Raw genomic sequence first — 22,354 nt, 5'->3', positions numbered from 1 at the left:
TCGAGAAGGCGCGCTCGATGTTTCTGCGGGCTGGGCAAAACAGGGCGCGTCAGACGGACGGCAAACCGCAACCGACAACGAGCCCGGTGCGACGTGAAACCTCTCCGGCAGCACCGGCGACGCCGGCACGTCGGCCGGATATTGCCGAGCGCAGCGCCGGCGGTGGCCAGGCCTTTGTAGAGGCGATGACGGCCCCCACCAAGGAGCGCGGATACCGGAGCTGGGCGGAGCTCGATGTCGAAGAGGTTCGCGGGCTGGCCGATCCAGAGGCACGCGATGGCGCGATCCGTCATCTTGCATCGAATGCCCGTGATCCTGCATATGCCGAAGCGCTGCGCGGAGTTGACCCCGAGCTGGCAAAAACAGTCTTGGAGGCGGCAGCCGCAGGCGACCTGGCTGACTCCCGGCTCGATGGCGTGCAGGCGTCAGGCGACGATGGCCCCGTGATTGCAGGGGCACGGATCGATGTTCCGGTGCCGGACGGCTCGTTGTCCGGGGTGCCCGTAGTTGAAGCGCCGCCCGTAACGAAAGCTGCCTCCAATGACCCGGTCGGGCCGGACACGGGCCGTCCAGTGGATGCCGCAAACGACCCGCGCGTTGCGCTCAAGGAGCGCGTGGTCGCAAACGATGCCAGGTTGCCTCCCGAGGTCACGGTCGACCAGTTGGCTCTCGACCGCCTGGCCGCGCAGCGTGCCCGAGATCTGGAAACGGCGCGCGCTGAGATGGGACAGGTAGCGGTTCAGACAGTGGTGCCAGCTACTGCGTCGATGCCAGCGGCCGGTGCGTCTGCCACACAGAACGGGATGGAGCCCGTCCTTTCTCGCGAGGTGGGTGATCGTGGCCAGTCCGGCGAGGGGGCGCCGGTTGTCGAGCGTGAAGGCTACGAAATTCCTGCCGCGATCCTGAGCCGCTATGTGGTCCAGAACGGCAAATACTGGAAGTTCGACGGTGCAGACAAGACCCCGGACTTGAGTGGGGAGCCTCACTTCGAGGATAAGGGATCGCGGCTGTCAACGCCGAGCGACGATCGCAAGACGATCGCTGACATGATCGCCGTCGCACAGGCGAAGGGCTGGAAGGAGATCGCCCTCAACGGCAGCGACGAATTCCGTCGCAACGCATGGATCGAGGCGACGCTTGCCGGGATCGATGCGAAAGGGTTCAAGCCCGATGAGCGGGATCAGGCGCTGCTGGAAGCGGCACGGAGAGAGCGCGACGCTCTAAACATCTCGGCCGGCGAGCGCACGCCACGGCGAACTCACGCGGAGGCGGACATACCCGCTGCCAATGTGATTGCCGCGCGAGACCTGCCTGTCGAGCCCGCGGCCACGCAACAGCATACCCATCCGACGAAAAACACGGATCGATTCTTTACGGCAATGCTGGTCTTGTCGCCTGAACTTCGCAATGTGCCCGCAACGGGGACACAGTGCTTTGCCGCTTTTGAGGACCGTTTATCGAATATCACTCCGAAGGCCTTTAATGAACTGATGGCCACGCGATCACCAGAGGTGCCTGAGATCGCGGCCTTTACCTATGCGCAAGCCCGTGAAGTCATCGACAACATCAAACCCGTTGAGTTTGGTGCCGCACTTGCGCAGCATCGGCAACAGCAGGAACCGTCGCAGGCGCAGCCTCCCGTAGCTACAGCAGAAAAGACGCTCGTTGAGCACGGTGCTGCCCCTTATCTGCACGACAAGGCGAACAAGGATTCCTACTACGTCACCTACAAGGACGAGATTGGCGCGGAAAAAACCGTATGGGGCGTGGACCTGAAGCGCGCAATCACGGAATCTGGCGCGAAAGCGGGTGATTTGATTGCCCTCGAGAACCTCGGCAAGGAGTGGGTGACGGTCGAGGCTGACGTCAAGGATGCGTCCGGCAAGGTCATTGGTCACGAACCGAAAGAGGTTCAGCGCAACACATGGGACGTTCGGATCGAGACGCCCATGCGGGATCTGCGTGAGCAGTTTGAGAAGGCGACTTCGAAACTGCCGGAAAACGTGCGGCGCGAGGTGATGAACCGGTTCGCCGAGCGCGCCGCGGCCGGCATGCAGGCCGAGCGCGCACATGAGCGTGCCGGCGGCACGCGTGAGTCCCTTGGCGTCGCGCTCGATACGCGGCTTGCAAAAGTCGAGCAGGAGCGTGTCGCACGCAACGCTCCCCCGCCGGCACCAGAGCAGAAGTCACCCGGCCGCGGCCGGGGCGTGTCCGACAAGGACGTGCCGGGACTCGGGCGATAGGGGAAGCCACATGCAAAAGCGTCCTTCCTACACCTCGCGTCGTCCTGTCCGCTTGCGCCGTCCGGGCTGGCTTGTGCGGGGTGCCCCGCGGGAGCCGTACTGGTGTGACCTGTGCCAGCTCGGGGACGCGATGTTCCAGCCGTTCATCGAAGCCCTGAAAGCGAGGTTCTCGCATCGTGCGGCTGATATCGATCTGCGTGCCTGCATCCGGACCGGCCAGCGTCTGATTGATCTGGACGCGGTGCAAGCATTGGACGCAGCAAGCGGCGCGCGTGCGGACACGGGACTGCGTGTGATGGGCAATCCGGTGTGGCGGTATCAGGGGAGTGGTGTATGCGTTTGCGAGGCTGTCGCCGGCGAACGCATCGTGTTGATTTACGAACCGCGCGAGGCTGTGAGCCGTCATTCCGCGCACGATCAGGAGCAAGTGAAATGAATTTCGCCGTTGTCAATTTCAGTGGAAACGTCGGCAAGACGACGACTGTACGTCATCTGCTCGCACCTCGCATGCCCGATGCCGAAGTCGTTGCGATCGAATCGATCAATGCTGATGAAACTGCAGGTGCGTCCGCCGAGACGATGCGGGGTCAGCAGTTCGGTGAGCTCCAGGAGCGGCTGCTCGCCGGTCAGAGGCTCATTGTCGACGTGGGTGCGTCTAACGTCGAAGACTTCATGACGCTGATGAGCGAGTTTGAGGGCTCGCACGAGGACTTCGACCGGTTCATCGTGCCGACCGTGCCTGCCGGCAAGCAACAGCGCGACACGGTCGCGACGATCAGCGAGCTGCAGGCGTACGGCGTTCCAGCAAACCGGATCCTTGTGATCTTCAACATGGTTGACCGCGTCGAACACAGTGACCTCGAGCGTGTGTTCGAGCCGATCTTCTCGCACCACAAGTCTCATCGCAGCTTCACGCTCTTGCGCGACGCGGTCATTCACCGCAGCGAGATTTATAGCCGCGCGGCCGCGTTCGGTATGAGCATCGACGCGATCCTGGCCGATACCACGGACTACAAGGCTGAGATTGCGAAAACAGCCGACGTACAGGAGAAGGCACGACTCGCCAAGCTGGTTTCGATGCGTCGTCTGGCCGGCAGCGTGAGCGCAGAGCTGGACGCCGTATTCAAGACAATTACTGCGTGAGGTGGACATGAGCGGAGCGGAGGCCAGTCGGGATCATGGCTACATGCCGAGCGCAGAACTGCGCGATGCAGCACTTGCCGAGATCATGGGTGACGTCGCCGCGCTGCATAAATCCGTCAGGGATCTTGCGGCGATCGAGGCCGACATCGATACCCGGATCACTGCACGGGTGGTCGAACTGCGGGCGCTTTGCGCCGATCTCGCCGCTGCACGCGAAACCGTCTTTGGGCAGATCACGGCCCATGCGACGAACCAGGCGCAGAAGTCGTTCAGGGAAGCGATGGGCGAGTTGCTGGGCAAGGTCGAACGGACACTGCAGGGCGTCGACCGGGGCTTGACGGCGCATGCCGGCCGCCAGTTCGTAGACCGAATGGCGGTAGCAATCATGACCGCCACGTTCACAGCGATCGCCGTGCTATGTGGCGTGTGGGTGATGTTGCGTTTTCACTGAGCAGCTGAATGCTGCTCTTCAACGACAGGAGGTTCAGATGACAAATCACATAGTCCTTACTGGTCGCTTCGGCGCGGATCCCGAAGTGCGACACCTGGAAGGAGGCGTCGTAGTCGCAAACGCGCGACTCGCGTCGACTGATCACTTCAGGGACAAGACAACAGGTGAGATGAAACAGGAGACCGAGTGGCACCGCCTGGTGTTCTTTGGCCGACTCGCCGGTGTAGTGGAGGCACATCTGGTCAAGGGATCGCGCGTTTATGTCGACGGGCGCCTGCGTACACGGAAGTGGCAAACCAGCGACGGCCAGGATCGCTATACGACCGAGGTGCTGGTCCAGCGCCTCGAGATGATGGGCGGTACCCGCGCAGACGCGCCCGACGATTCTGCCGCGGCGCCGGAGGAAGGCGACGGGCTTGATGACTGGACGCGTGAATACGATCGCGCGGCACAGGGGAGCCAGGCGCCTTTGCCTTAAGCAGGATCGTGCCACAAGACTTTTGAAGTGCTGAAACGAAGCGGCTGACCCAGATGCTACCAACACCTGAGCCAGCCTGACCATAGCCCCACACGTACATTGAGGTAATCGCCATGGCTGTAAACAGTATATCGCGCCACTATTTCGGCTCAGAAAACACACCCGGTACCCGTCTCAGGGCGGTACCTGTATGCATTGGTACAGCAGTCCTGATGTTGCTGGCTGGCAGCGCACAGGCGCAGGTCGACTGCTCGTCGGAGTTGCATGGCGCAGTGCCTGGCGAGAACGCGACCTATGCATCCGACACCGCCTGCGGACTCAACGCAACGGCAAACGGTGCCGGGCAGGCGCCCGGTAATGCGAGCGCCTACGGTGCGAACGCAACTGCCGGCGCAGCCGACGCCACAGCGATCGGCGCGAACGCGAATGCAAACGGGCTTGCTTCGACCGCGCTAGGCAGTGCAGCGAGCGCATCCGGACAGTCCTCGATCGCCATTGGCCAGTCATCGACCGCGACCGGTACCAATTCGATCGCGATCGGGAGCGGAGCGACCAGTACTGGCAGCAATTCGGTGGCCCTCGGCCTTAACAGCACGGACGGCGGCCAGTCGAATGCGGTGTCGGTCGGCTCTGCGTCGCAGACCCGCAGCATCATCAATGTGACGGCCGGTGTCAATGCGACCGACGCTGTGAACGTGGGCCAGCTGCCGGCGACGATCAGCGGCAACACCGTCACGATGGGCAATCCGACGATGACGCGCGGTGCCGGCGGGCAGGGCGCACCAGTAACAGTCACCAACGTCGCTAACGGCGCGGTGACGTCGACCAGCACCGATGCGGTCAACGGCTCCCAGCTTTTCACACTTGAATCCGATATTGACGCGAACACTGCGGCGATATCGACGCTCGGCAACCAGTATTCCGATATTTCCGAGCAGACATCGGCCGCATCCAACGCTGCGCCGGCGAGCTCGAAGTACTTTTCGGCGAACTCGACCGGCGCGGCGGCAAGTGCTACTGGATCGGAGTCGGTGGCGATTGGCGGCAGCTCGGTTGCAAGTGCAGCGAACAGCGTTGCGCTCGGATCCTCAGCCCGGTCTACGGGCGCGAATTCCGTAGCGGTCGGTGCCAACTCATCGGCTACTGGCAGCAATTCGGTTGCGTTGGGACAGGGGTCGTCGGCCAGCGCTGACAACACCGTGTCCGTTGGCAACGCATCCACAGGCCTGAACCGGACCATCAGCAATGTGGCTCCTGGCGTGAACGGCACTGACGCTGTCAACGTGAACCAGCTGAACGGAGCTGTTTCCGAAGGCCTGAGCGCGGCACAGCGATACACCGATCGCGGCGTGTCGGCAGCACTGGCGATGCCCAGCATTCCGGTCCTCAACACAGGTGAGAAGTGGGTCGGCGTTGCCGCTGGCAGTTACGGCGATGCGGCCGCGGTCGGCGTGGCGCTCGCGTATCAGGTGACGATGAATCTGAACGTCGCTGGCGGCGTGTCGGAGGCCTCGGGCGGATCGGCCGGGTTCCGGGTGCAGGCGGGCTATCGCTGGTAATGAGCAGCTGACGGCCCGGCTTCGTTGCCGGTGCCGTCGGCAGGCTGGATCATTCAATCTTGGGAGCGTGGACGTGAGATTTTCAAAGACAAAGAGATCGGCTGTCGCGGTTGCCGTACTCGCGATCGCAGCGACGGCAACTGACGCTGTGCATGCCGGACTGCTGGATGACCTGCGGGCGAGCTTCGGCGGCAGCAAGAGTGTGGAGGCAGGATCCTCCGATTCGTCGTGTCAGCCGGAACAGGGATTCTCTCCGGAGGGCAGCGCACAGCGACTGGTTCTCAGGGCAATTGACAGCGCGCAGCATTCGATCCGGCTCGCGGCCTATTCGTTCACATCACGTGAGGTCGTGCGCCATCTGGTTGAGGCGAAGAGTCGGGGTGTCGACGTCGCTGTCGTGGTCGATGAGAAAAACAACCTGGTCGAAGACAGGTCTGGCAAGGCGCGCGCCGCACTCAACCTGCTGGTCAATGCCCGGATTCCGACCCGCACGCTTGGCGTCTACGCGATCGCTCACGACAAGTACTTCGTCGTCGACGGCTATCACCTCGAAACGGGAAGCTACAACTTCAGCGACTCAGCTGCACGGCGTAACAGCGAGAATGTGCTGCTTCTGTGGCGGTGCCCGTCCAGTGCGAAGGACTATCTCGACCACTGGAACAGCCGTTGGGACCAGGGCGTCGACTATCGGTCGACGTATTGAGAACTGAACGCGGCCGACAGCACACCAGCGGCCTGATTGAACCTGAAGAGGATGGATTCATGCGAGAACACCGGTACGAACTGCAGCCGCTAAAAGACCACTGGGAAATCGCCTTCAACGGCTCGCCCGTTTGGATGATCAACCTGCCGCTGCTTGTGCAATGCGTCCTGGTCGAACTGGTGCTCGTCGTCGCAGCCGTGTACGTGAGCGCACACGGCTGGGTGCTGCCCTGGCCCGTGCTGGTTGCGCTGCTTGCCTGTCCGCTCGGGCTGGCCGCGTACCGGATCTGCGAAACCGAACTGACGCACATCGTGATCGACAGCGCGCGGCTGACGTGGCGCAGCGGGATCCTGACACGACATGTCGCAAGCGTGGAGCTTTTCCGCATCCAGAACGTCGAGGCCAGCATTGGGTGGTGGCAGCGCGTTCTCGGCTTCGGCACGCTGATTATCGAGAGCAGCGATGCGAATCATCCGCTCTGGATTCTGCACGGCATACCTGATGCTGAAGCAATGCGCGATGCACTCAACAGCTATGCGCTTGCGCTTCGGGATGCCAGAGGCATTCGCGAATTTAACGTTGGGAGGGTGTGACGCATGGCGATGAACAGTTCGATCGAATGGACTGACCGCACGTTCAACCCATGGTGGGGGTAGCACAGATGACCAGAGACCCATCGAACTCAACGTCCAGATCCAGACCGACTCCCGAGGAGCCGCTGTCGCGTCGTGTCATTTTCCGGCTGTCCGAAGCTGAGCTGGTCTGCCTGATGGAAAAGGTGACCAGTTCGGGATTGACGATGTCCGGGTTCCTGCGCGAGTGCGTGCTGACGAACCGGACAAAGATCGTCGCCCGTCTGCCGGCGAGCGTCGATCGCAAGCGGATCCTGTTTGTCGTCAACAAGGCCGGCAATAACCTGAACCAGCTCGCGCACGTGGCTAACACGCAGCAGCTTGCCGGCAAGCTTTCTGAATCCACGTTTCTCGCGATCCTCGACCAGCTCGAACTCGTTGAACAGCTTCTCAAGGCGCACCTACATCGTGTTGATTAGGGTGAAGGGTCGCCACGATGGCGTGAAGGAATATCTGGAAGAGGGGCAGAAGCTCGGGCGTGAGCTCAGACGTGACGAACTCGATGAGCGCGTGATGCTCGCGGGCGACCTTGACCTGACCGACGCCATCATCCAGTCGATCGACTCGGATCCGGACGTCGCGCGCTATCTGTCGATCACGCTCAGTTTCAAGGAGGATGACGTCGACCGGGAGACGCTGGATGCGGTCGTGCGCGAGTTCCAGAAGTTCGCATTCTCTGCGTACCGGCCGGACGAATACAACTTCTACGCCGAAGCGCATCTGCCTCGCGTGAAAAGCTATCAGGACAGCAGGACCGGCCAGCTGGTCGAGCGCAAGCCGCATATCCACATCGTGATTCCGAAGCTCAATCTGATTTCAGGCCAGCACATGGAACCGCTCGGCTACGTGAAGTCGAATATCCGCTTCATCGACGCGTTTCAGGAACACGTGAACACGCGGCACGGCCTGGCGAGTCCGAAAGACAATCGCCGGGTCGAGCTGACCGACGCCTCGGAGATGATCAGCCGCTACAAGGGCGACATGTTCAGGGATTCGACGCGGGAACTGAAGGAATCGCTGCTGGACACAGTGCTCGATCGTCAGGTCGAGCGCTACGACGACTTCATGGCGCTGCTTGCCGAGCACGGTGAAACGCGGCTGCGCAACGCCGGCCGCGAGAACGAATATCCGAACGTCAGGCTGCCCGGCGCCGCGAAGGGTGTCAATCTGAAAGAGCACGTGTTTTCCCGTGCGTTCGTCGAACTGCCGACCGCAGAAAAGCTCCTGCAGCTATCGGCCGACGTGAAGCCTACGTATGACGTCGCCGGCAAGCCGCGCGAAGTAGCACCCGAGATCCAGTCGGCGCTTGCCGAGTGGTACGAGACGCGCGCACGTGAAGTGAAGTACCTCAACAGCGGCAACACGCGAGTGTACGAGGCGTATCGGGACGCCTCGCCGCAGGACCGCCTCATGAAGCTCGCCGAGCTCGAGCGCGGCTTTTATTCTCAATACCTGAAGGAACATCATGAACCAGGAACCGATGGAGCAGCACGAACCGGAAGCGCCGGTTACGACGAAACCGAGCAGCGGCTTAGACGCATTGGACGAGTTTTTGAATTCAAGCGCGGATCTGTCCGCGACGTCGACGGACGATTCCCCGGGCCCGTCCGGGGAATCGATGCACAGCGAGACGTCGGCCACGCACGACCTGGAGCCGGCGGAGCAAGACGCGGACAGTCTGGGCGTCCTGCCGACCGTTGGCAGTATGGCACTCGAGCAGCTCCCAAAAGAGCGACGGCCGCGGGGTTCAACGTCGACGGTGTGCACGGTGTGCCCGGCGTCCCTGTGGTCCGGCTCCCCGTACGACACCCAGTGCTTTTGCCGGATCATGCACATCGTGAGCTGGAGCACGAGCGCTCCGTACAACCGGACAGCCTGCGACGGGATAGCGATCGCCGCCGAGCAGGCCGGGTAAGGCCGACCGGCCGCGTAGCCGACACCACGCTGTCGCAGCGTGTGCGTGACGTTCGCGAAGGGCAGGCGGTGGCCAGCGTGGGCGATCAGGCGGAATTCGCCATCATTCGCCGGCAGCTCGACGCCGGCCGGCTGCTGGCCACGCTTTCGCACTCGCACGGCGTGCGGCCGGAGAAGTACGCAGTGACGAAGGGCCGCGATGGTGGCGATCGCATCCGGTGCGGAAAGCGGCAACTGAACGTATCGGACTTCCTGACCAGGGAGCTCAATCTGCCATGGCAGGATGCCTCAAAGATCCTGCGCGACACGTGGCGCAGTCAGGTCGACCGCACGCCCGCGCCACCGGCGAAAGAGCTGCCGCGTGCTTCGCTCTGGCGTGATTACACCGCCCAACGCGACAAACAATCTCAGTCACGAGGCGCTGCGGCCGATGCGCAGCGGGACAGCGAGCGCGCACGCCGCACGCAGATCCGTGATGCGTTCGTATCTGCGCGTGATGCAATTCGCGCTGATTCAAATCTCCGGCCGTCGCAACGCCGTGCCGCAGTGTCTGTCCTGCGCATGGAGCGCGTTACACAGGAAGCGACGCTTCGCGATACGATCAGCGCCGAGCGTGACGCCTTCAGGGCCCGCTATGGGGCCGCGAAAGGGCGGTCGTTTTCCGAATACCTGCAGGAGCGCGCGCAGGCCGGTGACGATCGTGCGCTGGTCGAGCTGCGCCGCACGCGCAACTCACCTCCGGACGTCACGGGGCCCGAAAACCTGATCATGCCCGCGCTGGCCAGCGCCATTCTCGCGGACCATTCCGCCGGCGGCCGTAACGAGATCCTGTTTCGTGGGCTGGTGCTGAGCTGGCAGGTTCACAGTAACGGTGACGTGACCTATCGACACGACGGCCGCGACGTCGTACGCGATCAGGGTCCAGACGTCCGCGTGCTGCAGGTCGATCGCGACGCGATCGAGGCGGGTCTTCGCCTGGCCCAGGCCAAGTTCGGCGGCACCCTGCAGCTCGCTGGTCCTGAAGCATTCCAGTTCGAGGCGGCACGTGTGGCGGCCGAAGCGGGTCTGTACATTGAATTCACGGACGACAACCTGAACCGTACCATGCAGGTGCGTCGTGTCGAGCTCGTCGCGCAGCGCGCGAACGACGTCGCCGCGCGCCATCCATCGGTCAGCACACCAGCGGACCACGATGTGCGGAAATCGACACCCGGGATGGGTCCGGCATCGGCGAGCCCCACCACAGAGGAGCCGACGCGCTAAGGATGATCGAGCCGTCGACACCCCCCCTCGCTGTCGCTATCGCCGCCCCGGCTGGGGTTGGCAGTTTGCCCTTCCCGCCGAAGACCGGCGCCGGCGGATTGCCGAAGGTATTGACGACCATGATCGAGCGCCTAGCCGAATTCTGCGAGGGCGATCCCGGATCATGCCTGCCGACGTTGAATGCGGCCAACGGCGCCGATCGGCGGCAGCGCCTCGAGCGACGCGTCGCATGCGTGCAGTTGCTGCGCGCGCAGATCAAATACATGGACCTGCCCAGTATGCGGGTGGGCATTCCTCAGCCTGGCGGTGGCTTCCTGTGCCTGACGCTGAGCTATCTTGCGAAGCAGGCTGGCATCGGCCTTCGCCGTGCAGAGCGCGCCATGCGCGACCTGCAGGCCGCCGGTCTTGTGCGGAGCTGGCAGCGTTGCGAGCAGGACGAGGCGGGCAACTACCGTGGGCTTGCAGCAATCCGGCAGCTACCGACGGCGCTATTCAGCGCGTTCGGTCTGGGCAAGTGGTTGCGACATGAACGCAGCAAGGCGGTCCTGCGTCGCTATCGCGCCGCGGCCGCCGCGGCGAAGTCGGAGCGCCGCGAGCGCGACGAGGCCCAGGGGTCGCTGTTCCTCGCGAGCCTGAAGCATCGACTTGATCGGAGCGGCCGGCACACCCGGCCGCATGCCACCCATCCCAACGATCTTCCCCCTGAGCTCGAGGACCAGGTGCGCCGGCGCATCGGCGCGCTGAAGCTGCAGCATCCCGACTGGGACCGCGAGGCCTGCTATGACCAGGCCTATCGCGAACTCTCCCCACCAGGGGCGATACACAGCGGCCGCTGACCCCGCCTTACTATCAAATCGCGCGCGCGAGGCACCATGGCGGCCGGACATCGGCTCCCAGGGCGTTCTTGCGGACGGCCCCCATCTCTGCAGAACCTTTCGACCGGCGCGGTAGAGTCACGCTCGCGTGGAAAGGGCGCACCGGAACGTCGACACGTAATTTGTTGACGGTTAGTTGCGTGCGTTGACGGCTAACTGTCGGGCATCTCGGGCGATAACTGTCGGCTCTTAATCACCGCCTTTTATCACTACCAACCCGGTGTTGATTCCACGCCCCCTGAGGGGGCTTAAACCGCCGCCTTCAGCGGCTGCACGGCCCCCGATCGCACATACACCGCCCAGCCGGACCGTCGCTGCGCGCTGCGCATCGATCGCCGCTCTCCCCACGCTTGCGCGCGGGTCCCCGTGCGGCTCGCTCCGGGCGCGACGGCGCGCGCAGTCCGTGTGCGGAGTGCGACACATCTGGCTTGCAGGAAGGAGGGCGATCGCGGCCGAGGGCAAAAAAAAGGCGCGCCGGAGGGGGGCGCGCCGAATTCGGAAAACCGCATTGCCAGAGACCGGTCTGGCAGTGCGATGGCCACGGGGATGTAGCCATGAGCGCGATACTAACAACGATCGGGGAAAACAAAGGTAAGGCAATGTTAAACGGCCCGACGATCCACGCGAGTCGCGTGGAGATTGCTCAGCCAAGGAACGGCGCGAGACACGGCATCCGCCTGCCAGACTGGGCCGCGTCGCGGCCACATGAGCGCCGGCGGCGCTCATCCTGGCGGCTTCGCCGCCGGGGTTTCCAAAGGGGCATCCCCTTTGGGCACGATATGTATGGGAAACGCGTACGCGTTTGTCATACATATCCATCGTGCCTCCCTCCGCCTCCGAAATGTGGCCGGATATTCACATTGGGTACGCTTCGATTCAGGATAGTTCGGCAGGAGTACGGACCAAGTCAAACCGGCTCAATTCAGGTACGATCAGGGTACAGAATTGATACAACACGGCCTGATATGGACATCGAAGCAGTACGACAACGGTTTGCAGTTATCTCAAAAAGCGACAACCGTTCGCTCACCGCTCGGTTTCGTGATGTGTCCGCGGTCGTAGAGGCCGCAATTGCTTCCGGGGTCAGTCACGTCACCGCACGTGATGAACTCGCGGCGCTCGGCCTTGACCTCAAGCTCAATACCTTCAAGGTCATCCTGCGCCGCCTTCGAAAAGCGGAAAATCGAACAAAACAAGGCGCGGGCCAAACCAGCGCAACCGGCCCGCTGACGTCAGGCTCACAGGCAGTGCAAAGCGTCACGCCAATCGCCTCATCTGTCGCGCAGGTCGCAGTCCCTTCAGGTAGTGGAGTGAGGGAGGGCAGTCGCGCAGGTGCGGTTGTACCTGACGACTGGCTAACCGCCGATCTCACTCCAGCACAGTACCGGCTGCTTTCAACGTCGCAGAAACAGCAGAAACGCCAAGCCGCAGTCGAGAAGGTTTTCCCGAATCCCTACAAAAAGCCGACCTAGGCAGGGTGCGGCTTGGCCGGATCGCCCCTACGCTTCGCTCCGGGTCGGCGCTCTCCCCACGCTCACGCGCGGGTCCCCTTGCGCCTCGATACGGGCGCGACGGTGCGCGCGATGCGTTCGCGGTATGCGAACGCTCATGGCTAGCAGGGAAGTGGTCGGCTCCGCGCCGCAGACCGAACCCGCGCATCTAAGTGGACGCGCGGGATGCCTTGGCTATGCGGCTTCGTCCTCCGTGTCCTCCGAGCCATCATCGTCGCTGTCGTAGGCATCCGGCTTCTGCCGTTTCGTCAGTACCTCCGGCAACCAGCCAGCCGCCTCTGCGGCTGCATCCTTCTTCATCGCGGCCATCGGCGTAGCAGCGTCCCTTGAGACAGCAGCGGACACCACTTCGACAATGCGCGATTTCGGCACATGGTTCAGGTAGCTCGCGCGGGTCGGCGTCCAGTACTTCGTCAGGTTCTGTCGCAATAAGACCGTCTGGTAGAGTGACGAGACGAGAGCGAGGGAGTCAAGAGATGAACCCGAAGCTGAATACCGGCCTGGCAAAAGTGTTCAAGCGCCTACATTATCCTTTCGATGTGATGTTATTGTGCGTGCGCTGGTACGTCGCTTACCCGCTGAGCCTTCGGCATCTTGAAGAGATGATGGCGGAGCGCGGGCTGTCGGTCGACCACTCGACGGTGCATCGCTGGGCGCTGAAAATGTTGCCGCGGCTGGAGAAGGCGTTTCGGTGCCGCAAGCGGCCGGTCGGCGGAAGTTGGCGGATGGACGAGACCTATGTGAAGATCGGCAAGGAGTGGAAGTACCTGTACCGGGCCGTCGACAAGGCGGGCGGCACCATTGACTTCCTGCTGCGAGCCAAGCGGGACAAGGCTGCGGGCCGCCGCTACTTCGAGAAGGCGATCGATCAGAACGGCGCACCCGAGACTGTGACGATCGACAAGAGCGGCGCGAATCTGGTCGCCTTGAAAGACATCAACGCCGAACGCGAGGAGCCGATCAAGGTTCGTCAAAGTAAGTACCTGAACAACATCGTCGAGCAGGACCACCGAGCGATCAAACGGCGAACTCGCCCGATGATGGGCTTCAAGAATTTTCGATGTGCGAGGATAGTGCTCGGCGGCATCGAAGTAATGCATATGATCCGAAAAGGGCAAATGAAGTCGACTCGCAAGAATCAGACAGCTGCAGAGCAATTCTATTCGTTGGCTTTCTAAGGAATTCTGGGGATCCCAGGGACGTCTGTCGACCTTCGTCCTTATCGCGACAGAACCACCGTGCCACGCAGGCGCGCAGGGTCGAGCTTGTCGCGCAGCGTGCGAACGACGTCGCCGCGCGCCATCCGTCTGCCGGTGCACCTGCCGGCCCCGGGGTCCAGCGAGCGCCGCCAGAAGTGGGGCGCTCAACGTCGGGTCCCACAGGCCCCTCAAACGAAGATCCGACGCGCTAAGGATGATCGAGCCGTCGACGCCCCCTCTCTCTGATTCTGTAGCCGTCCCGGCCCGGGCCGGTAGTCTGCCCTTCCCGCCAAAGACCGGCGCTGGCGGATTACCCAAGGTGTTGAAGACCATGATCGATCGGCTCGCTGTGTTCTGCGAGGGCGATCCGGAGTCATCCCTGCCGACGCTGAACGCGGCGAACGGCGTGGACCGGCAGCAACGCCTCGAGCGACGCATCGCGTGCGCGCAGCTGCAGCATCCCGACTGGGACCGCGACGCCTGCTATGACCAGGCGTATCACGAACTCGCGCCGTCAGGCGCGACGCAGAGCGGCCGCGGCCGCTGATCACGACCTCACCCTCAAATCGCACACGCGAGGCGCCCTGATGGCCGGATACCGGCTCTCAACGCATCCTCGTTGACCGCCCCCAGCTCTGCATTACTTTTGCCCGCTGCGTCGTGGTGCATTCAACACTGGCAGGGCGCCCCGGAGCGCGGAAACATGATTTGTTGACGGTTAGTTGCATCGGTTGGCGAATATCTGTCGGGCAAATCCATCGATAAGTGTCGGCTCTTAATCACCGCCTTTTATCACTACCCAACCGGCGTTGATTCCACGCCCCCTGAGGGGGCTTGAACCGCCGCCTTCAGCGGCTGGACGGCCCCCGATCGCAAGGCCACTGCCTAACCGGATCGTCGCTGCATGCTGCGCACCGAACGCTGCTCTCCCCACGCTGACGCGCGGGTCCCCCGGAGCAGCTCGCTCCGGGCGCGACGGCGCGCGCAGTCCGTGGGAGGAATGCGAGGGCTTTGGTTTGCAGGAAGGGGGTGACGCAGAGGGCAAAAAAAAGCGCGCCGGGGAGGACGCGCTGAAAATCGAGGTTACGCACGTGGAGGTTTTCGTGCAATGGTGCGACGGTCAAGGCCGCGCCATCAGCCAAATGATATCGACGATGCCTCGGTGCAACTGTCAACGATTGTCATGCGGACATGAAGGGCGGTGGCCGTTGCGGAGCGCAAAAAAAAGCGCGCCAGGGGGTGGCGCGCCAAGCTTCGAAAACAGCACTGCCAGAGACCGGTCTGGCAGTGCGATGGCCACGGGGGTGTTGCCATCAACGCGATACTAACAACCATCGGGGAAAGCAAAGGTAAAACACTGTCAAGCGGCCCCGCGACTGCGGCCAAGCGAATCGCATGGAGAGTGCCCAGCCAGCGGCGCTTCGAGCACGCCACCCCTCTGCCAGACCGGGCCGCGTCGCGACCAGATGAGCGCCAGCCGGCGCTCACCCTGGCGGCTTCGCCGCCGGGGTTTCCAAAGGGGCATCCCTTTTGGGCACAATATGTTTGGCAAAGTGCGTAGCAATTTGTCGAACATATCCATCGTGCCTCTCCGCACTCCGAAATTGCACCATCGGGATCATTCCGGAATCACTCCGAAATCATCAGGGAGCATGTAGGAATCGCCTTTGGATCATGTTAGGATCGTTCCGAAATCACTTCAGGATCAGTCCGGAATCTTCCGGCACGACAAAAGCAAAATGGACAGGGAACAGGTTTCGGAACGGCTCGCGACCCTCGCTGCTCAATCAGAAGGGCGGTCGAAGGCGGCACGACTGCGCGACGTCATCGAAGACATCGAAGCGGCATTGCACGCTGGTGTCGCACGCGAGGTGGTCGTGCGCGAACTCTCGGTGGCTGGCCTGGATTTCACCCTCCCGACCTTCGCTCTCACGATCAAGAGAATCCGCAAGGCACGGCGCGCGAATAACCCGGTAGAGCAAGGCCCGACCCCACGCGTCATTACGCAGCGGCCTGTCGCGCCGGCCGCTGGCACTTCAGTCAGCAGGGTGAGTGGAGGCAGTGGTGTAGGTGCTGTTGTACCTGACGACTGGCTAATCGCCGACCTGACACCAGCGCAGTATCGGCTGCTGTCAACGGAGCAGAAGCAGCAGAAGCGTAAGGCCGCAGTCGAGAAAGTTTTCCCGAATCCATACAAGAAACTGACCTAGCCAAGGAGCGGCCTGTCCGGATCGCCCCTGCGCTGCGCTTCGGGTCGGCGCTCTCCCCACGCTCACGCGTGGGTCCCCATGCGCCTCGATCCGGGCGCGCCGGCGCGCGCGGAACGTTTGCGGTCAGCGAACGCTCATGGCCTTGCAGAAAGAGGGGGTAAAAGTTCGTGCCGGGGTTAGACGTGGACTTTTGCAGTCAGGTCAATCCCGAGCGCCTTCATCACCGCAAGCGTCGTTCTCAAGGTCGGGTTGCCACTTTCACTAAATGAGCGGTAAAGCTGCTCGCGCGACAGGCCGGTCTCGCTTGCGATCTGCGCCATCCCTCGGGCGCGTGCCACAACGCCAAGCGCCTTCGCGATGTAACCGGCGTCCCCCGTCTCCAGCGCATCGGCCATGAAAGCCGCGATTTCTTCGTTGTCGACCAGGGCAACAGCCGGGTCATAGGTGGTCAGTTTTTCGGCCATGTCATTCGCTCCATTCCTGAGCCAGTTTTTTCGCCATAGCGATATCGCGTGCCTGGGTGCTCTTGTCGCCGCCACACAACAGTACAACCAGCGTGTTGCCGCGTTGCTGAACATAGACGCGATAGCCAGGACCGTAGTGAATCCGTAGCTCGCTTATCCCTTCACCGACCGGCGCTATGTCGCCCGGGAGTCCCTGAGCCAGTCGAAACACCCTGGCTGCGATCATGGTTCGCGCCCGCCGGTCCCTGAGCCGCGACGCCCACAAGCGAAATGTTTCGGTCTGCCTGATCTCGATTGCCATAACACCAGTGTAGTTTATAAACTACTTCCAATCAAGCCCGGGCGTGTCAGCCCGGGCATCGGTTCAAACGTGTCACACTTCCTGTTCGTGGTCCTCCGAGCCATCATCGTCGCTGTCGTAGGCATCCGGCTTCTGCCGTTTCGTCAGTACCTCCGGCAACCAGCCAGCCGCCTCTGCGGCTGCATCCTTCTTCATCGCGGCCATCGGCGTAGCAGCGTCCCTTGAGACAGCAGCGGACACCACTTCGACAATGCGCGATTTCGGCACATGGTTCAGGTAGCTCGCGCGGGTCGGCGTCCAGTACTTCGTCATGTCAAGCTCAAGCATGTCGGCAATCGCATTTACGGGATGCGGTGTGTCCGTAATACTCACGCCGTCCACCGTCGCGGCCACACAGAACGCGAACAGGTTGCTTGTCACGTCTTCGCTTTGTGCGAGCAGCCAGGGCAGCAACTGGTCGAAACGCTTCGGCAGCATCGTTGCCCACCTCTTGCGCTCGGCCGATATTTCCAGCCAGGCGGGGCTGGTATCCATGTCATCGACCTCGGCCAGCTTGCCGTGCGTGCAGGTCGCCTGCAGCGTGACTGCGTGAGCGTTGTAGAGGTAGTCGTAGTGTTCATCGAACTCGGTCGGGATGAGCCGGGTCATCAGGACGGCGAGGGCGGCGACCGGGTTGCGTGCAAGCTCGACCTGCACCGCTGCCGTGCGGTGGGAAGTCAGACGCTTGCAAAGCTCCTTGCCATGCAGGGGCTTTTCGAGGCGACCGGTTTCGATATCGTCGCTTCCGGTCACGTTCTCACGTTTTGCGGCTGCCCGGTCCTGCGGCTTGATAAGGCCGCGCTCGATCTGTACGTTGCCGTTATGGTCGAGCGTGACAAATGCGCCGCCGTGCGCTTTCTGCGTGTCATCCCATGATTCAAGGCGCGCAGCGAATTCGTCTACAGCATGGTCCGCTGTTTCGGACGCTACTTCAAGCTGCTCGCGTAACGTAGCATCGTCGCCTTCGCCCTCGGCGTCATAGTAATCATCCAGGGCTTTCTGCGCGGCCTCTTTTGCTTTCTCCAGGGCGCGAAGCTCCGCTTTTTCCTTCTTCGTGTAATTGCGCGTTGTGGAAGGCAAACGACCAGCCATCAGCGCTCAACTGTTGCGCGATGCCGACCATCTTCTCTGCGGCCAGCCGTTGCAGCAGTTCCGGGTCCCCCAGGTAGACGGCGTCGGTTTCAGCGCTAAACAGGTCGTGACGCACGTATCCGCCCGCTTCCTCGTAGGCCTTCACTGTGACGAATGACACGAGGCTGCTGTTGCGCGCGTCCACTTCCTCGCGCGTGATAGCGGCGCGCAGGTTCGACGGGTTACGCTGCCACGAATTCACAGCGCCAAACCACAGGCGCTCCTGTATGTCGTGGTCGTCAGTCAGCGCGAGCGCACTCACGTGTTCGTACGTCATTTCGTCATTGCGGAACAGGTCGAGCAGCTTCGGGGAGACGTTGGCGAGCTTGAGGTTCCGTCGCACGTCGAACGGCTTGGTGCCGAACAGGGCAGCAACGTAGTCGATGCTACGACCTTCGTCTGTCAGGAGTTTGAACGCCACCGCAGCGTCAGCGGGGTGCATGGGCTCGCGCTGAAGGTTTTCGATCAGTGATGCGGCCAGCGCTTCGGCTTCACTGACGATCATGACTGGCACCGGGAACTCCGGGGTGATACGGCCACTCTCGAACAGCAGATCGAGCGCAGCATTCCTGCGCTTGCCTGCGCAGACTCCAAGCGGAGGATTCTTGCTGCGCGAACCCTTCATCACATGGACGATAAGATTCTGCTTCAGACCTTGGCCGCGATGTTCTCCGCAAGATCTGGTATGCCAGTCGGCGGCTTCGTGCGTACATTATGCGGTGACTTGCACAGGCGCGAATAAGCCACATATTCGATCTTGGCGTTGCCTCCGAAATCTGCTTCGAGCACTGCGTTCGCAGTCACTTCGTTCGTATCGGCAAAGGGTACATCGTTCTCGTTGAACTTCTTCATCAGATTACTCCGGTATGCGGCCTTGGCGATATGCCCGGCCATCGTTGAGGGCAGAGACGCCCGATACTGGCATCCGGTCATCGTGACCCGGATGCGTCGAAATGCACGGTGCTACTGTGTGATCCCGAGAAGGCTGCGCACCTTCGATTGCATGCTGCGTTCGCCAATCTCCACACCTAGGCCGAGTGCCTTTCTGTAAATCCGTAATGCAATGTTGATCTGGTCAGCCGTCCAGTTCGTCGGTAGAGAAAACAACGTTTCGCCATCCTCGTCGTAGACAGTGACACGCAAGCTTTCTCTCCATGCGGTACCGCCAACGGCGCCTTCAATCACGGTTGCTTCATCGTCCACCATCGTCTATCTCCCTGGAGCCGGTACCCGTTGCTACGGATACCAGCATCGGACGCGGATCAAGCGCGACGTTTCGCAAGCTGCTCGCGTTTCGCTTCACCAGGCGCACCGAACTCGAAGTCGGACACGACGAAGTTAAAACCGTAGCGCTCGATATCGTCACCATCCGTGAAATTGTTGTTGGAGAGGCGGGCTTCCACGATCAACTGATCGCCCTTCATGACGTTTTTGGCAATCGCTTCGCCACGTGCGCCGAATGCCGTGAACTGGATGTTCACTACGCGCTCGCGGCTGTCGCCGCTGTCCTCGTCCCGGCCCGCGTACTCGTTGCGGATCAGGGTGAATTTCGTGACCTTCGTTTCGCCGTGGGTCGAAAGCACTGGGGCAGAAGCAACACGACCGGTAAAGAAAAGTTTGTTCATCGTAGGACTCCTATATAAAGTTGCAATGGATGGTGGTGAACTCGATCACCACACACCTAGTATAGGACAATTTGCCCTAACATACTGTTAAATATAGAGGATACTTGAATATTTTTATAAATAAATAATCCGTCTCGATATTAAATATGTATCGCGCCACGTCAGCTTGAAAATCACAAAAATTCAACACATCATGTATTGAACATGAGGACATATTGTCCTATAATGCAGTTGATGGCCGGGCATATCGTCAAGGCCGCATACCGGAGTCATCCGATGAGCACTCAAGCTGGCAATACCTGTGTTATTGCCGATCTGGTTCCTGAGAACGAACGTATGGCGTTTCTTCCTCAGTATTTTGGTCGGCATCTGATGCGCGGAGAAGCAACCGTCTACTCCTGGGCAGCTACACTGTCCGTGGATTATGGGCGTTCTACAGGCTTTCGAACGGTGGGTTTTACATGGCACCGACCGGGCGTGAAAAACTCCATGTTCAGTGTGACGGAAACGGATTCAATCGTGAGATGAGCGCGGACGCAATGGGAATCGTGGTCACGCTGTTTGCGCTGTGCCACCTTGCAGAAGCTCTGGAGGACGTCACGTTCAGCACGCACTATCTGGCGTTGCGTTCCTTCGCACTCGGCCATCCCGAATCAAACCTGATCTTCCAGGCAATCGACTAAATCGGAGGCCCCAGCCGGGAGGCTGGGGGTAGTTGATTATGGCAGCTTATACAATCGATGATTTTGAAAAGGCGATCAACGTCTGGAGGTCTCGCAGGGCAACGGGAACAGATGGGGCACTGTGTAGCGAGGCCCGACTGCTTGCAAAACCGTACACGTTAATGTTTCTCGGCAAGCGGGCAATCATCGACTCAGCGGAATTGTCGGAAGACGTGAATGCTGCGCTGCGCTCGGCGTTGGGCCAGTCGAACCTGCCGCTATAGTCCAGGACGTCAGGTGCTGGCCAGCGGGTCGTACCGACCTCCCTTCCTGCAAGCCAGATGTCACGCGCACCACCGGCACCCGGCGCGCGCCGTCGCGCCCGGAGCGAGCCGCACGGGGACCCGCGCGGTAGCGTGGGGAGAGCGGCGTAACCGGAGCGAAGCGCAGGGGCGTGACGGTTGGGCCTGGGTGAACCACGGCGTGGGGCCGTCCAGCGGCCAGCGGCCGCGTTGAATCCCCCGCGGCGTAAGCCGTGGGGGCTGGATGCCAAGAGGCGCTTCGCGCAAGTTGCGAAGCCCGCGAACCAGTAGCACGTTTTTAAGAGATAGAGAAAATGGGAACCAGTGAACCGATCCGCCCACAGTGTCTTCGGCCCGCCGGCGCCGACTGGCAGAAGAGCGATCGCAAGCCGACGGGGGTCGAGATCCGCGAGGTCATCCGGCGGGCCGGCCTGACCGGAGGTCAGGCCGCCGCGCTCCTCGGCATCAGTGGTGATTCCGGCGGACGGACAGTCCGCCGCTGGATAAGCGGCGAGTCAGATATTCCCTATTCCGCGTGGGCGATTCTCTGTCATGTCGCAGGCCTGGGAATTATCTGGGTCGACAATGAATCGTGAGGATAACTTTCGAAATCCACCAGATTTCTCTGGAAAGTGCAACCCGGTCGAGTGCTCGATAGTCGACTGCGGGACGACGGTTAGCGGTTCCGGCAGATCAGCACCTCGAGGCAAATGCTCGATCTGGCTGGGAACGAGTACTTTTGACAGTAAGTGTTGAGGGATCTCAGGCGATGAAGGACGTGAGATGCAAAGCTTTCGAGTGGCCCCAGGAAGGCGGTCGACGGGAGTGCGTGTGGAAGTGGCGCTTCTTCCGGATAACGGATGCGAAAAGAAAAAGGCAGCATATGCTGGCCGTCGGTGTTGACGAAACAGGTACCAATGGGCGCGAGAGGATTGATCTTGTCGCGTATGCAATGGGCACTCAGCGGTTTGATAGCTGGAAGGATGTCGAGCTGGTCTGCGAGATGTCTGCACACCGGGAATTTGGCGTGAAACTCACAAACGGTTTCGTCATCATCGAACAGGACGAATTGCGTAGCCTGAACATTGGAAGTCTCTGTTTCAACGAGATCGTAAAGTGGGCGCGGCGTGTCGCTCCGGCCGACAGCGTGCTGCCGATCGAACTGTTGGCATCGCATGAGCTGGGATACGGCAAGAACAATTCCGAACGACGGCATCGCTTCTACCGTCGCTTCGGCCTCACCTTTGACTTCGTCGAGGATCAGCCACCACTGGCCCACGGTTCGTCCCGTGACATGCGAGCGCAGGATCTAAAGGAAATCCCCGCGGCGGCAATGGGCAATGTTATGGAAATAGACGTTCCACGCGCGACGCAAAAACTGGCCATCGAGCGACACGCCTTCCAGGAGGAGGATGCCTGTAAGGGCGAGCTACTTGATGCAAGGGTCAAGGAAGAGATCCATCTATGGACGCTGGCTCGCTCGATCGCACGATTCCTCAACTGGCCGATCATCGGCTGCTCGCTTATCCTGGGTGCAGTCGTCGCTCACCCCGGACACTTCGGCATTCATTGGTAGCTCTGAGACCGCTGGAACACGAGATTTGCCGAGGATTCCGGGGCAGCAAGCAGGATCAGGGTTGCACCGCTGC

General features: G+C 61.4%; 28 protein-coding genes. 20 read left to right on the top strand and 8 right to left on the bottom strand.

The window, feature by feature from the left end; genetic code table 11:
* The first annotated feature begins 185 nt into the window (after positions 1-185).
* The 12 genes from P3T24_RS32035 to P3T24_RS31980 all read left to right on the top strand — a co-directional run bounded on the left by P3T24_RS32035 (position 186) and on the right by P3T24_RS31980 (position 12,733).
* Positions 186-2,243, top strand: coding sequence for an LPD7 domain-containing protein (locus P3T24_RS32035; RefSeq protein ID WP_429440799.1), 2,058 nt, complete (start codon positions 186-188; stop codon positions 2,241-2,243).
* 10 nt (positions 2,244-2,253) lie between these two features.
* Entirely contained in the window at positions 2,254-2,679 is a 426-nt protein-coding gene (locus tag P3T24_RS32030) for a hypothetical protein (RefSeq protein WP_429440797.1), read from the top strand.
* Positions 2,676-3,386 carry a StbB family protein gene (stbB, locus tag P3T24_RS32025; protein WP_429440795.1) on the top strand — a complete coding sequence of 237 codons (711 nt, stop codon included), beginning with the start codon at positions 2,676-2,678 and terminating at the stop codon, positions 3,384-3,386. The genes P3T24_RS32030 and stbB overlap by 4 nt, the downstream gene beginning before the upstream one ends.
* Positions 3,387-3,393: 7 nt before the next feature.
* Positions 3,394-3,837 (top strand): hypothetical protein, encoded by a 444-nt coding sequence (locus P3T24_RS32020; RefSeq protein WP_429440794.1) that lies wholly within the window; start codon positions 3,394-3,396, stop codon positions 3,835-3,837.
* 37 nt (positions 3,838-3,874) lie between these two features.
* Entirely contained in the window at positions 3,875-4,315 is a 441-nt protein-coding gene (gene ssb, locus P3T24_RS32015; protein ID WP_429440792.1) for a single-stranded DNA-binding protein, read from the top strand.
* 212 nt (positions 4,316-4,527) lie between these two features.
* Positions 4,528-5,874, top strand: a complete 1,347-nt coding sequence (locus tag P3T24_RS32010) for a YadA family autotransporter adhesin (RefSeq protein ID WP_429440790.1) — start codon at positions 4,528-4,530, stop codon at positions 5,872-5,874.
* Between the two features lie 73 nt (positions 5,875-5,947).
* Entirely contained in the window at positions 5,948-6,577 is a 630-nt protein-coding gene (locus tag P3T24_RS32005; protein WP_429440789.1) for a phospholipase D family protein, read from the top strand.
* A gap of 59 nt (positions 6,578-6,636) precedes the next feature.
* Positions 6,637-7,170, top strand: coding sequence for a PH domain-containing protein (locus tag P3T24_RS32000; protein ID WP_429440787.1), 534 nt, complete (start codon positions 6,637-6,639; stop codon positions 7,168-7,170).
* Positions 7,171-7,238: 68 nt separating this feature from the next.
* Positions 7,239-7,628: a plasmid mobilization protein gene (locus P3T24_RS31995; RefSeq protein WP_429440785.1), complete on the top strand. Its 390-nt coding sequence runs from the start codon at positions 7,239-7,241 to the stop codon at positions 7,626-7,628.
* Positions 7,618-10,386, top strand: coding sequence for an LPD7 domain-containing protein (locus P3T24_RS31990; RefSeq protein ID WP_429440783.1), 2,769 nt, complete (start codon positions 7,618-7,620; stop codon positions 10,384-10,386). The genes P3T24_RS31995 and P3T24_RS31990 overlap by 11 nt, the downstream gene beginning before the upstream one ends.
* A gap of 2 nt (positions 10,387-10,388) precedes the next feature.
* A complete protein-coding gene (locus P3T24_RS31985; protein ID WP_429440781.1) occupies positions 10,389-11,222 on the top strand; it encodes a hypothetical protein in 834 nt (277 codons plus the stop codon).
* A 1,004-nt stretch (positions 11,223-12,226) separates the two neighbouring features.
* Positions 12,227-12,733, top strand: coding sequence for a hypothetical protein (locus P3T24_RS31980; protein WP_429440779.1), 507 nt, complete (start codon positions 12,227-12,229; stop codon positions 12,731-12,733).
* Positions 12,734-12,946: 213 nt separating this feature from the next.
* On the opposite strand, the gene P3T24_RS31975 is transcribed toward P3T24_RS31980, so the two are convergent.
* On the bottom strand, positions 12,947-13,201 hold the full coding sequence (locus tag P3T24_RS31975) for a hypothetical protein (protein WP_429440777.1): 255 nt from the start codon (positions 13,199-13,201) through the stop codon (positions 12,947-12,949).
* Positions 13,202-13,248: 47 nt separating this feature from the next.
* Here P3T24_RS31975 and P3T24_RS31970 point away from each other — a divergent pair, with 47 nt between their 5' ends.
* The 3 genes from P3T24_RS31970 to P3T24_RS31960 all read left to right on the top strand — a co-directional run bounded on the left by P3T24_RS31970 (position 13,249) and on the right by P3T24_RS31960 (position 16,181).
* Positions 13,249-13,950 carry an IS6 family transposase gene (locus tag P3T24_RS31970; RefSeq protein WP_429440775.1) on the top strand — a complete coding sequence of 234 codons (702 nt, stop codon included), beginning with the start codon at positions 13,249-13,251 and terminating at the stop codon, positions 13,948-13,950.
* A 352-nt stretch (positions 13,951-14,302) separates the two neighbouring features.
* Complete coding sequence (locus tag P3T24_RS31965; protein WP_429440773.1) at positions 14,303-14,518, top strand: hypothetical protein; 216 nt, start codon at positions 14,303-14,305, stop codon at positions 14,516-14,518.
* 1,192 nt (positions 14,519-15,710) lie between these two features.
* Positions 15,711-16,181, top strand: a complete 471-nt coding sequence (locus P3T24_RS31960; RefSeq protein ID WP_429440771.1) for a hypothetical protein — start codon at positions 15,711-15,713, stop codon at positions 16,179-16,181.
* Positions 16,182-16,357: 176 nt separating this feature from the next.
* On the opposite strand, the gene P3T24_RS31955 is transcribed toward P3T24_RS31960, so the two are convergent.
* From P3T24_RS31955 to P3T24_RS31925, 7 genes are all read right to left on the bottom strand, one after another.
* Positions 16,358-16,645 (bottom strand): addiction module antidote protein, encoded by a 288-nt coding sequence (locus P3T24_RS31955; protein ID WP_429440769.1) that lies wholly within the window; start codon positions 16,643-16,645, stop codon positions 16,358-16,360.
* A 1-nt stretch (position 16,646) separates the two neighbouring features.
* The gene (locus P3T24_RS31950; RefSeq protein ID WP_429440767.1) at positions 16,647-16,946 is read right to left on the bottom strand and encodes a type II toxin-antitoxin system RelE/ParE family toxin; all 300 of its coding nucleotides are present in this window, start codon (positions 16,944-16,946) and stop codon (positions 16,647-16,649) included.
* A gap of 72 nt (positions 16,947-17,018) precedes the next feature.
* A complete protein-coding gene (locus tag P3T24_RS31945) occupies positions 17,019-18,065 on the bottom strand; it encodes a hypothetical protein (protein ID WP_429440766.1) in 1,047 nt (348 codons plus the stop codon).
* Positions 17,971-18,741: a ParB/RepB/Spo0J family partition protein gene (locus tag P3T24_RS31940; protein ID WP_429440764.1), complete on the bottom strand. Its 771-nt coding sequence runs from the start codon at positions 18,739-18,741 to the stop codon at positions 17,971-17,973. The genes P3T24_RS31945 and P3T24_RS31940 overlap by 95 nt, the downstream gene beginning before the upstream one ends.
* Positions 18,742-18,764: 23 nt before the next feature.
* Positions 18,765-18,968 carry a hypothetical protein gene (locus tag P3T24_RS31935; RefSeq protein ID WP_429440763.1) on the bottom strand — a complete coding sequence of 68 codons (204 nt, stop codon included), beginning with the start codon at positions 18,966-18,968 and terminating at the stop codon, positions 18,765-18,767.
* Positions 18,969-19,079: 111 nt separating this feature from the next.
* Entirely contained in the window at positions 19,080-19,322 is a 243-nt protein-coding gene (locus P3T24_RS31930; protein ID WP_429440761.1) for a hypothetical protein, read from the bottom strand.
* A gap of 56 nt (positions 19,323-19,378) precedes the next feature.
* Positions 19,379-19,741, bottom strand: coding sequence for a single-stranded DNA-binding protein (locus tag P3T24_RS31925; RefSeq protein ID WP_429440759.1), 363 nt, complete (start codon positions 19,739-19,741; stop codon positions 19,379-19,381).
* Between the two features lie 276 nt (positions 19,742-20,017).
* On the opposite strand from P3T24_RS31925, the gene P3T24_RS31920 reads away from it, so the two are divergent.
* The 5 genes from P3T24_RS31920 to P3T24_RS31900 all read left to right on the top strand — a co-directional run bounded on the left by P3T24_RS31920 (position 20,018) and on the right by P3T24_RS31900 (position 22,281).
* The gene (locus tag P3T24_RS31920) at positions 20,018-20,269 is read left to right on the top strand and encodes a hypothetical protein (RefSeq protein ID WP_429440951.1); all 252 of its coding nucleotides are present in this window, start codon (positions 20,018-20,020) and stop codon (positions 20,267-20,269) included.
* Positions 20,203-20,424 (top strand): antirestriction protein, encoded by a 222-nt coding sequence (locus tag P3T24_RS31915; RefSeq protein ID WP_429440757.1) that lies wholly within the window; start codon positions 20,203-20,205, stop codon positions 20,422-20,424. Before P3T24_RS31920 ends, P3T24_RS31915 begins: the two co-directional genes overlap by 67 nt.
* 38 nt (positions 20,425-20,462) lie before the next feature.
* Complete coding sequence (locus tag P3T24_RS31910; protein WP_429440756.1) at positions 20,463-20,687, top strand: DUF3717 domain-containing protein; 225 nt, start codon at positions 20,463-20,465, stop codon at positions 20,685-20,687.
* A gap of 332 nt (positions 20,688-21,019) precedes the next feature.
* On the top strand, positions 21,020-21,301 hold the full coding sequence (locus tag P3T24_RS31905; protein ID WP_429440754.1) for a helix-turn-helix domain-containing protein: 282 nt from the start codon (positions 21,020-21,022) through the stop codon (positions 21,299-21,301).
* 233 nt (positions 21,302-21,534) lie between these two features.
* Positions 21,535-22,281 (top strand): hypothetical protein, encoded by a 747-nt coding sequence (locus P3T24_RS31900; protein WP_429440753.1) that lies wholly within the window; start codon positions 21,535-21,537, stop codon positions 22,279-22,281.
* The last annotated feature ends 73 nt before the right edge of the window (positions 22,282-22,354 follow it).

The organism is Paraburkholderia sp. GAS33 (assembly GCF_050436645.1).
GTDB lineage: Bacteria > Pseudomonadota > Gammaproteobacteria > Burkholderiales > Burkholderiaceae > Paraburkholderia > Paraburkholderia phenazinium_B.
Note: the sequence above shows the minus strand (reverse complement) of the source record. Positions and strands in the feature narration are given on the sequence as shown.

Bases quoted from the DNA above. Each gene is read 5' to 3' on its own strand.
- P3T24_RS31940 (WP_429440764.1), bottom strand. From the start codon at position 18,741: ATGAAGGGTTCGCGCAGCAAGAATCCTCCGCTTGGAGTCTGCGCAGGC.
- P3T24_RS31915 (WP_429440757.1), top strand. From the start codon at position 20,203: ATGGCACCGACCGGGCGTGAAAAACTCCATGTTCAGTGTGACGGAAAC.
- P3T24_RS31955 (WP_429440769.1), bottom strand. From the start codon at position 16,645: ATGGCCGAAAAACTGACCACCTATGACCCGGCTGTTGCCCTGGTCGAC.
- P3T24_RS32035 (WP_429440799.1), top strand. From the start codon at position 186: ATGACGGCCCCCACCAAGGAGCGCGGATACCGGAGCTGGGCGGAGCTC.
- ssb (WP_429440792.1), top strand. From the start codon at position 3,875: ATGACAAATCACATAGTCCTTACTGGTCGCTTCGGCGCGGATCCCGAA.
- P3T24_RS31985 (WP_429440781.1), top strand. From the start codon at position 10,389: ATGATCGAGCCGTCGACACCCCCCCTCGCTGTCGCTATCGCCGCCCCG.
- P3T24_RS31970 (WP_429440775.1), top strand. From the start codon at position 13,249: ATGAACCCGAAGCTGAATACCGGCCTGGCAAAAGTGTTCAAGCGCCTA.
- P3T24_RS32000 (WP_429440787.1), top strand. From the start codon at position 6,637: ATGCGAGAACACCGGTACGAACTGCAGCCGCTAAAAGACCACTGGGAA.
- P3T24_RS32030 (WP_429440797.1), top strand. From the start codon at position 2,254: ATGCAAAAGCGTCCTTCCTACACCTCGCGTCGTCCTGTCCGCTTGCGC.
- P3T24_RS31965 (WP_429440773.1), top strand. From the start codon at position 14,303: ATGATCGATCGGCTCGCTGTGTTCTGCGAGGGCGATCCGGAGTCATCC.
- P3T24_RS32020 (WP_429440794.1), top strand. From the start codon at position 3,394: ATGAGCGGAGCGGAGGCCAGTCGGGATCATGGCTACATGCCGAGCGCA.
- P3T24_RS31920 (WP_429440951.1), top strand. From the start codon at position 20,018: ATGAGCACTCAAGCTGGCAATACCTGTGTTATTGCCGATCTGGTTCCT.
- P3T24_RS31910 (WP_429440756.1), top strand. From the start codon at position 20,463: ATGGCAGCTTATACAATCGATGATTTTGAAAAGGCGATCAACGTCTGG.
- stbB (WP_429440795.1), top strand. From the start codon at position 2,676: ATGAATTTCGCCGTTGTCAATTTCAGTGGAAACGTCGGCAAGACGACG.
- P3T24_RS31930 (WP_429440761.1), bottom strand. From the start codon at position 19,322: ATGGTGGACGATGAAGCAACCGTGATTGAAGGCGCCGTTGGCGGTACC.
- P3T24_RS31995 (WP_429440785.1), top strand. From the start codon at position 7,239: ATGACCAGAGACCCATCGAACTCAACGTCCAGATCCAGACCGACTCCC.
- P3T24_RS31925 (WP_429440759.1), bottom strand. From the start codon at position 19,741: ATGAACAAACTTTTCTTTACCGGTCGTGTTGCTTCTGCCCCAGTGCTT.
- P3T24_RS31960 (WP_429440771.1), top strand. From the start codon at position 15,711: ATGGACAGGGAACAGGTTTCGGAACGGCTCGCGACCCTCGCTGCTCAA.
- P3T24_RS32010 (WP_429440790.1), top strand. From the start codon at position 4,528: ATGTTGCTGGCTGGCAGCGCACAGGCGCAGGTCGACTGCTCGTCGGAG.
- P3T24_RS31905 (WP_429440754.1), top strand. From the start codon at position 21,020: ATGGGAACCAGTGAACCGATCCGCCCACAGTGTCTTCGGCCCGCCGGC.
- P3T24_RS31935 (WP_429440763.1), bottom strand. From the start codon at position 18,968: ATGAAGAAGTTCAACGAGAACGATGTACCCTTTGCCGATACGAACGAA.
- P3T24_RS31980 (WP_429440779.1), top strand. From the start codon at position 12,227: ATGGACATCGAAGCAGTACGACAACGGTTTGCAGTTATCTCAAAAAGC.
- P3T24_RS31950 (WP_429440767.1), bottom strand. From the start codon at position 16,946: ATGGCAATCGAGATCAGGCAGACCGAAACATTTCGCTTGTGGGCGTCG.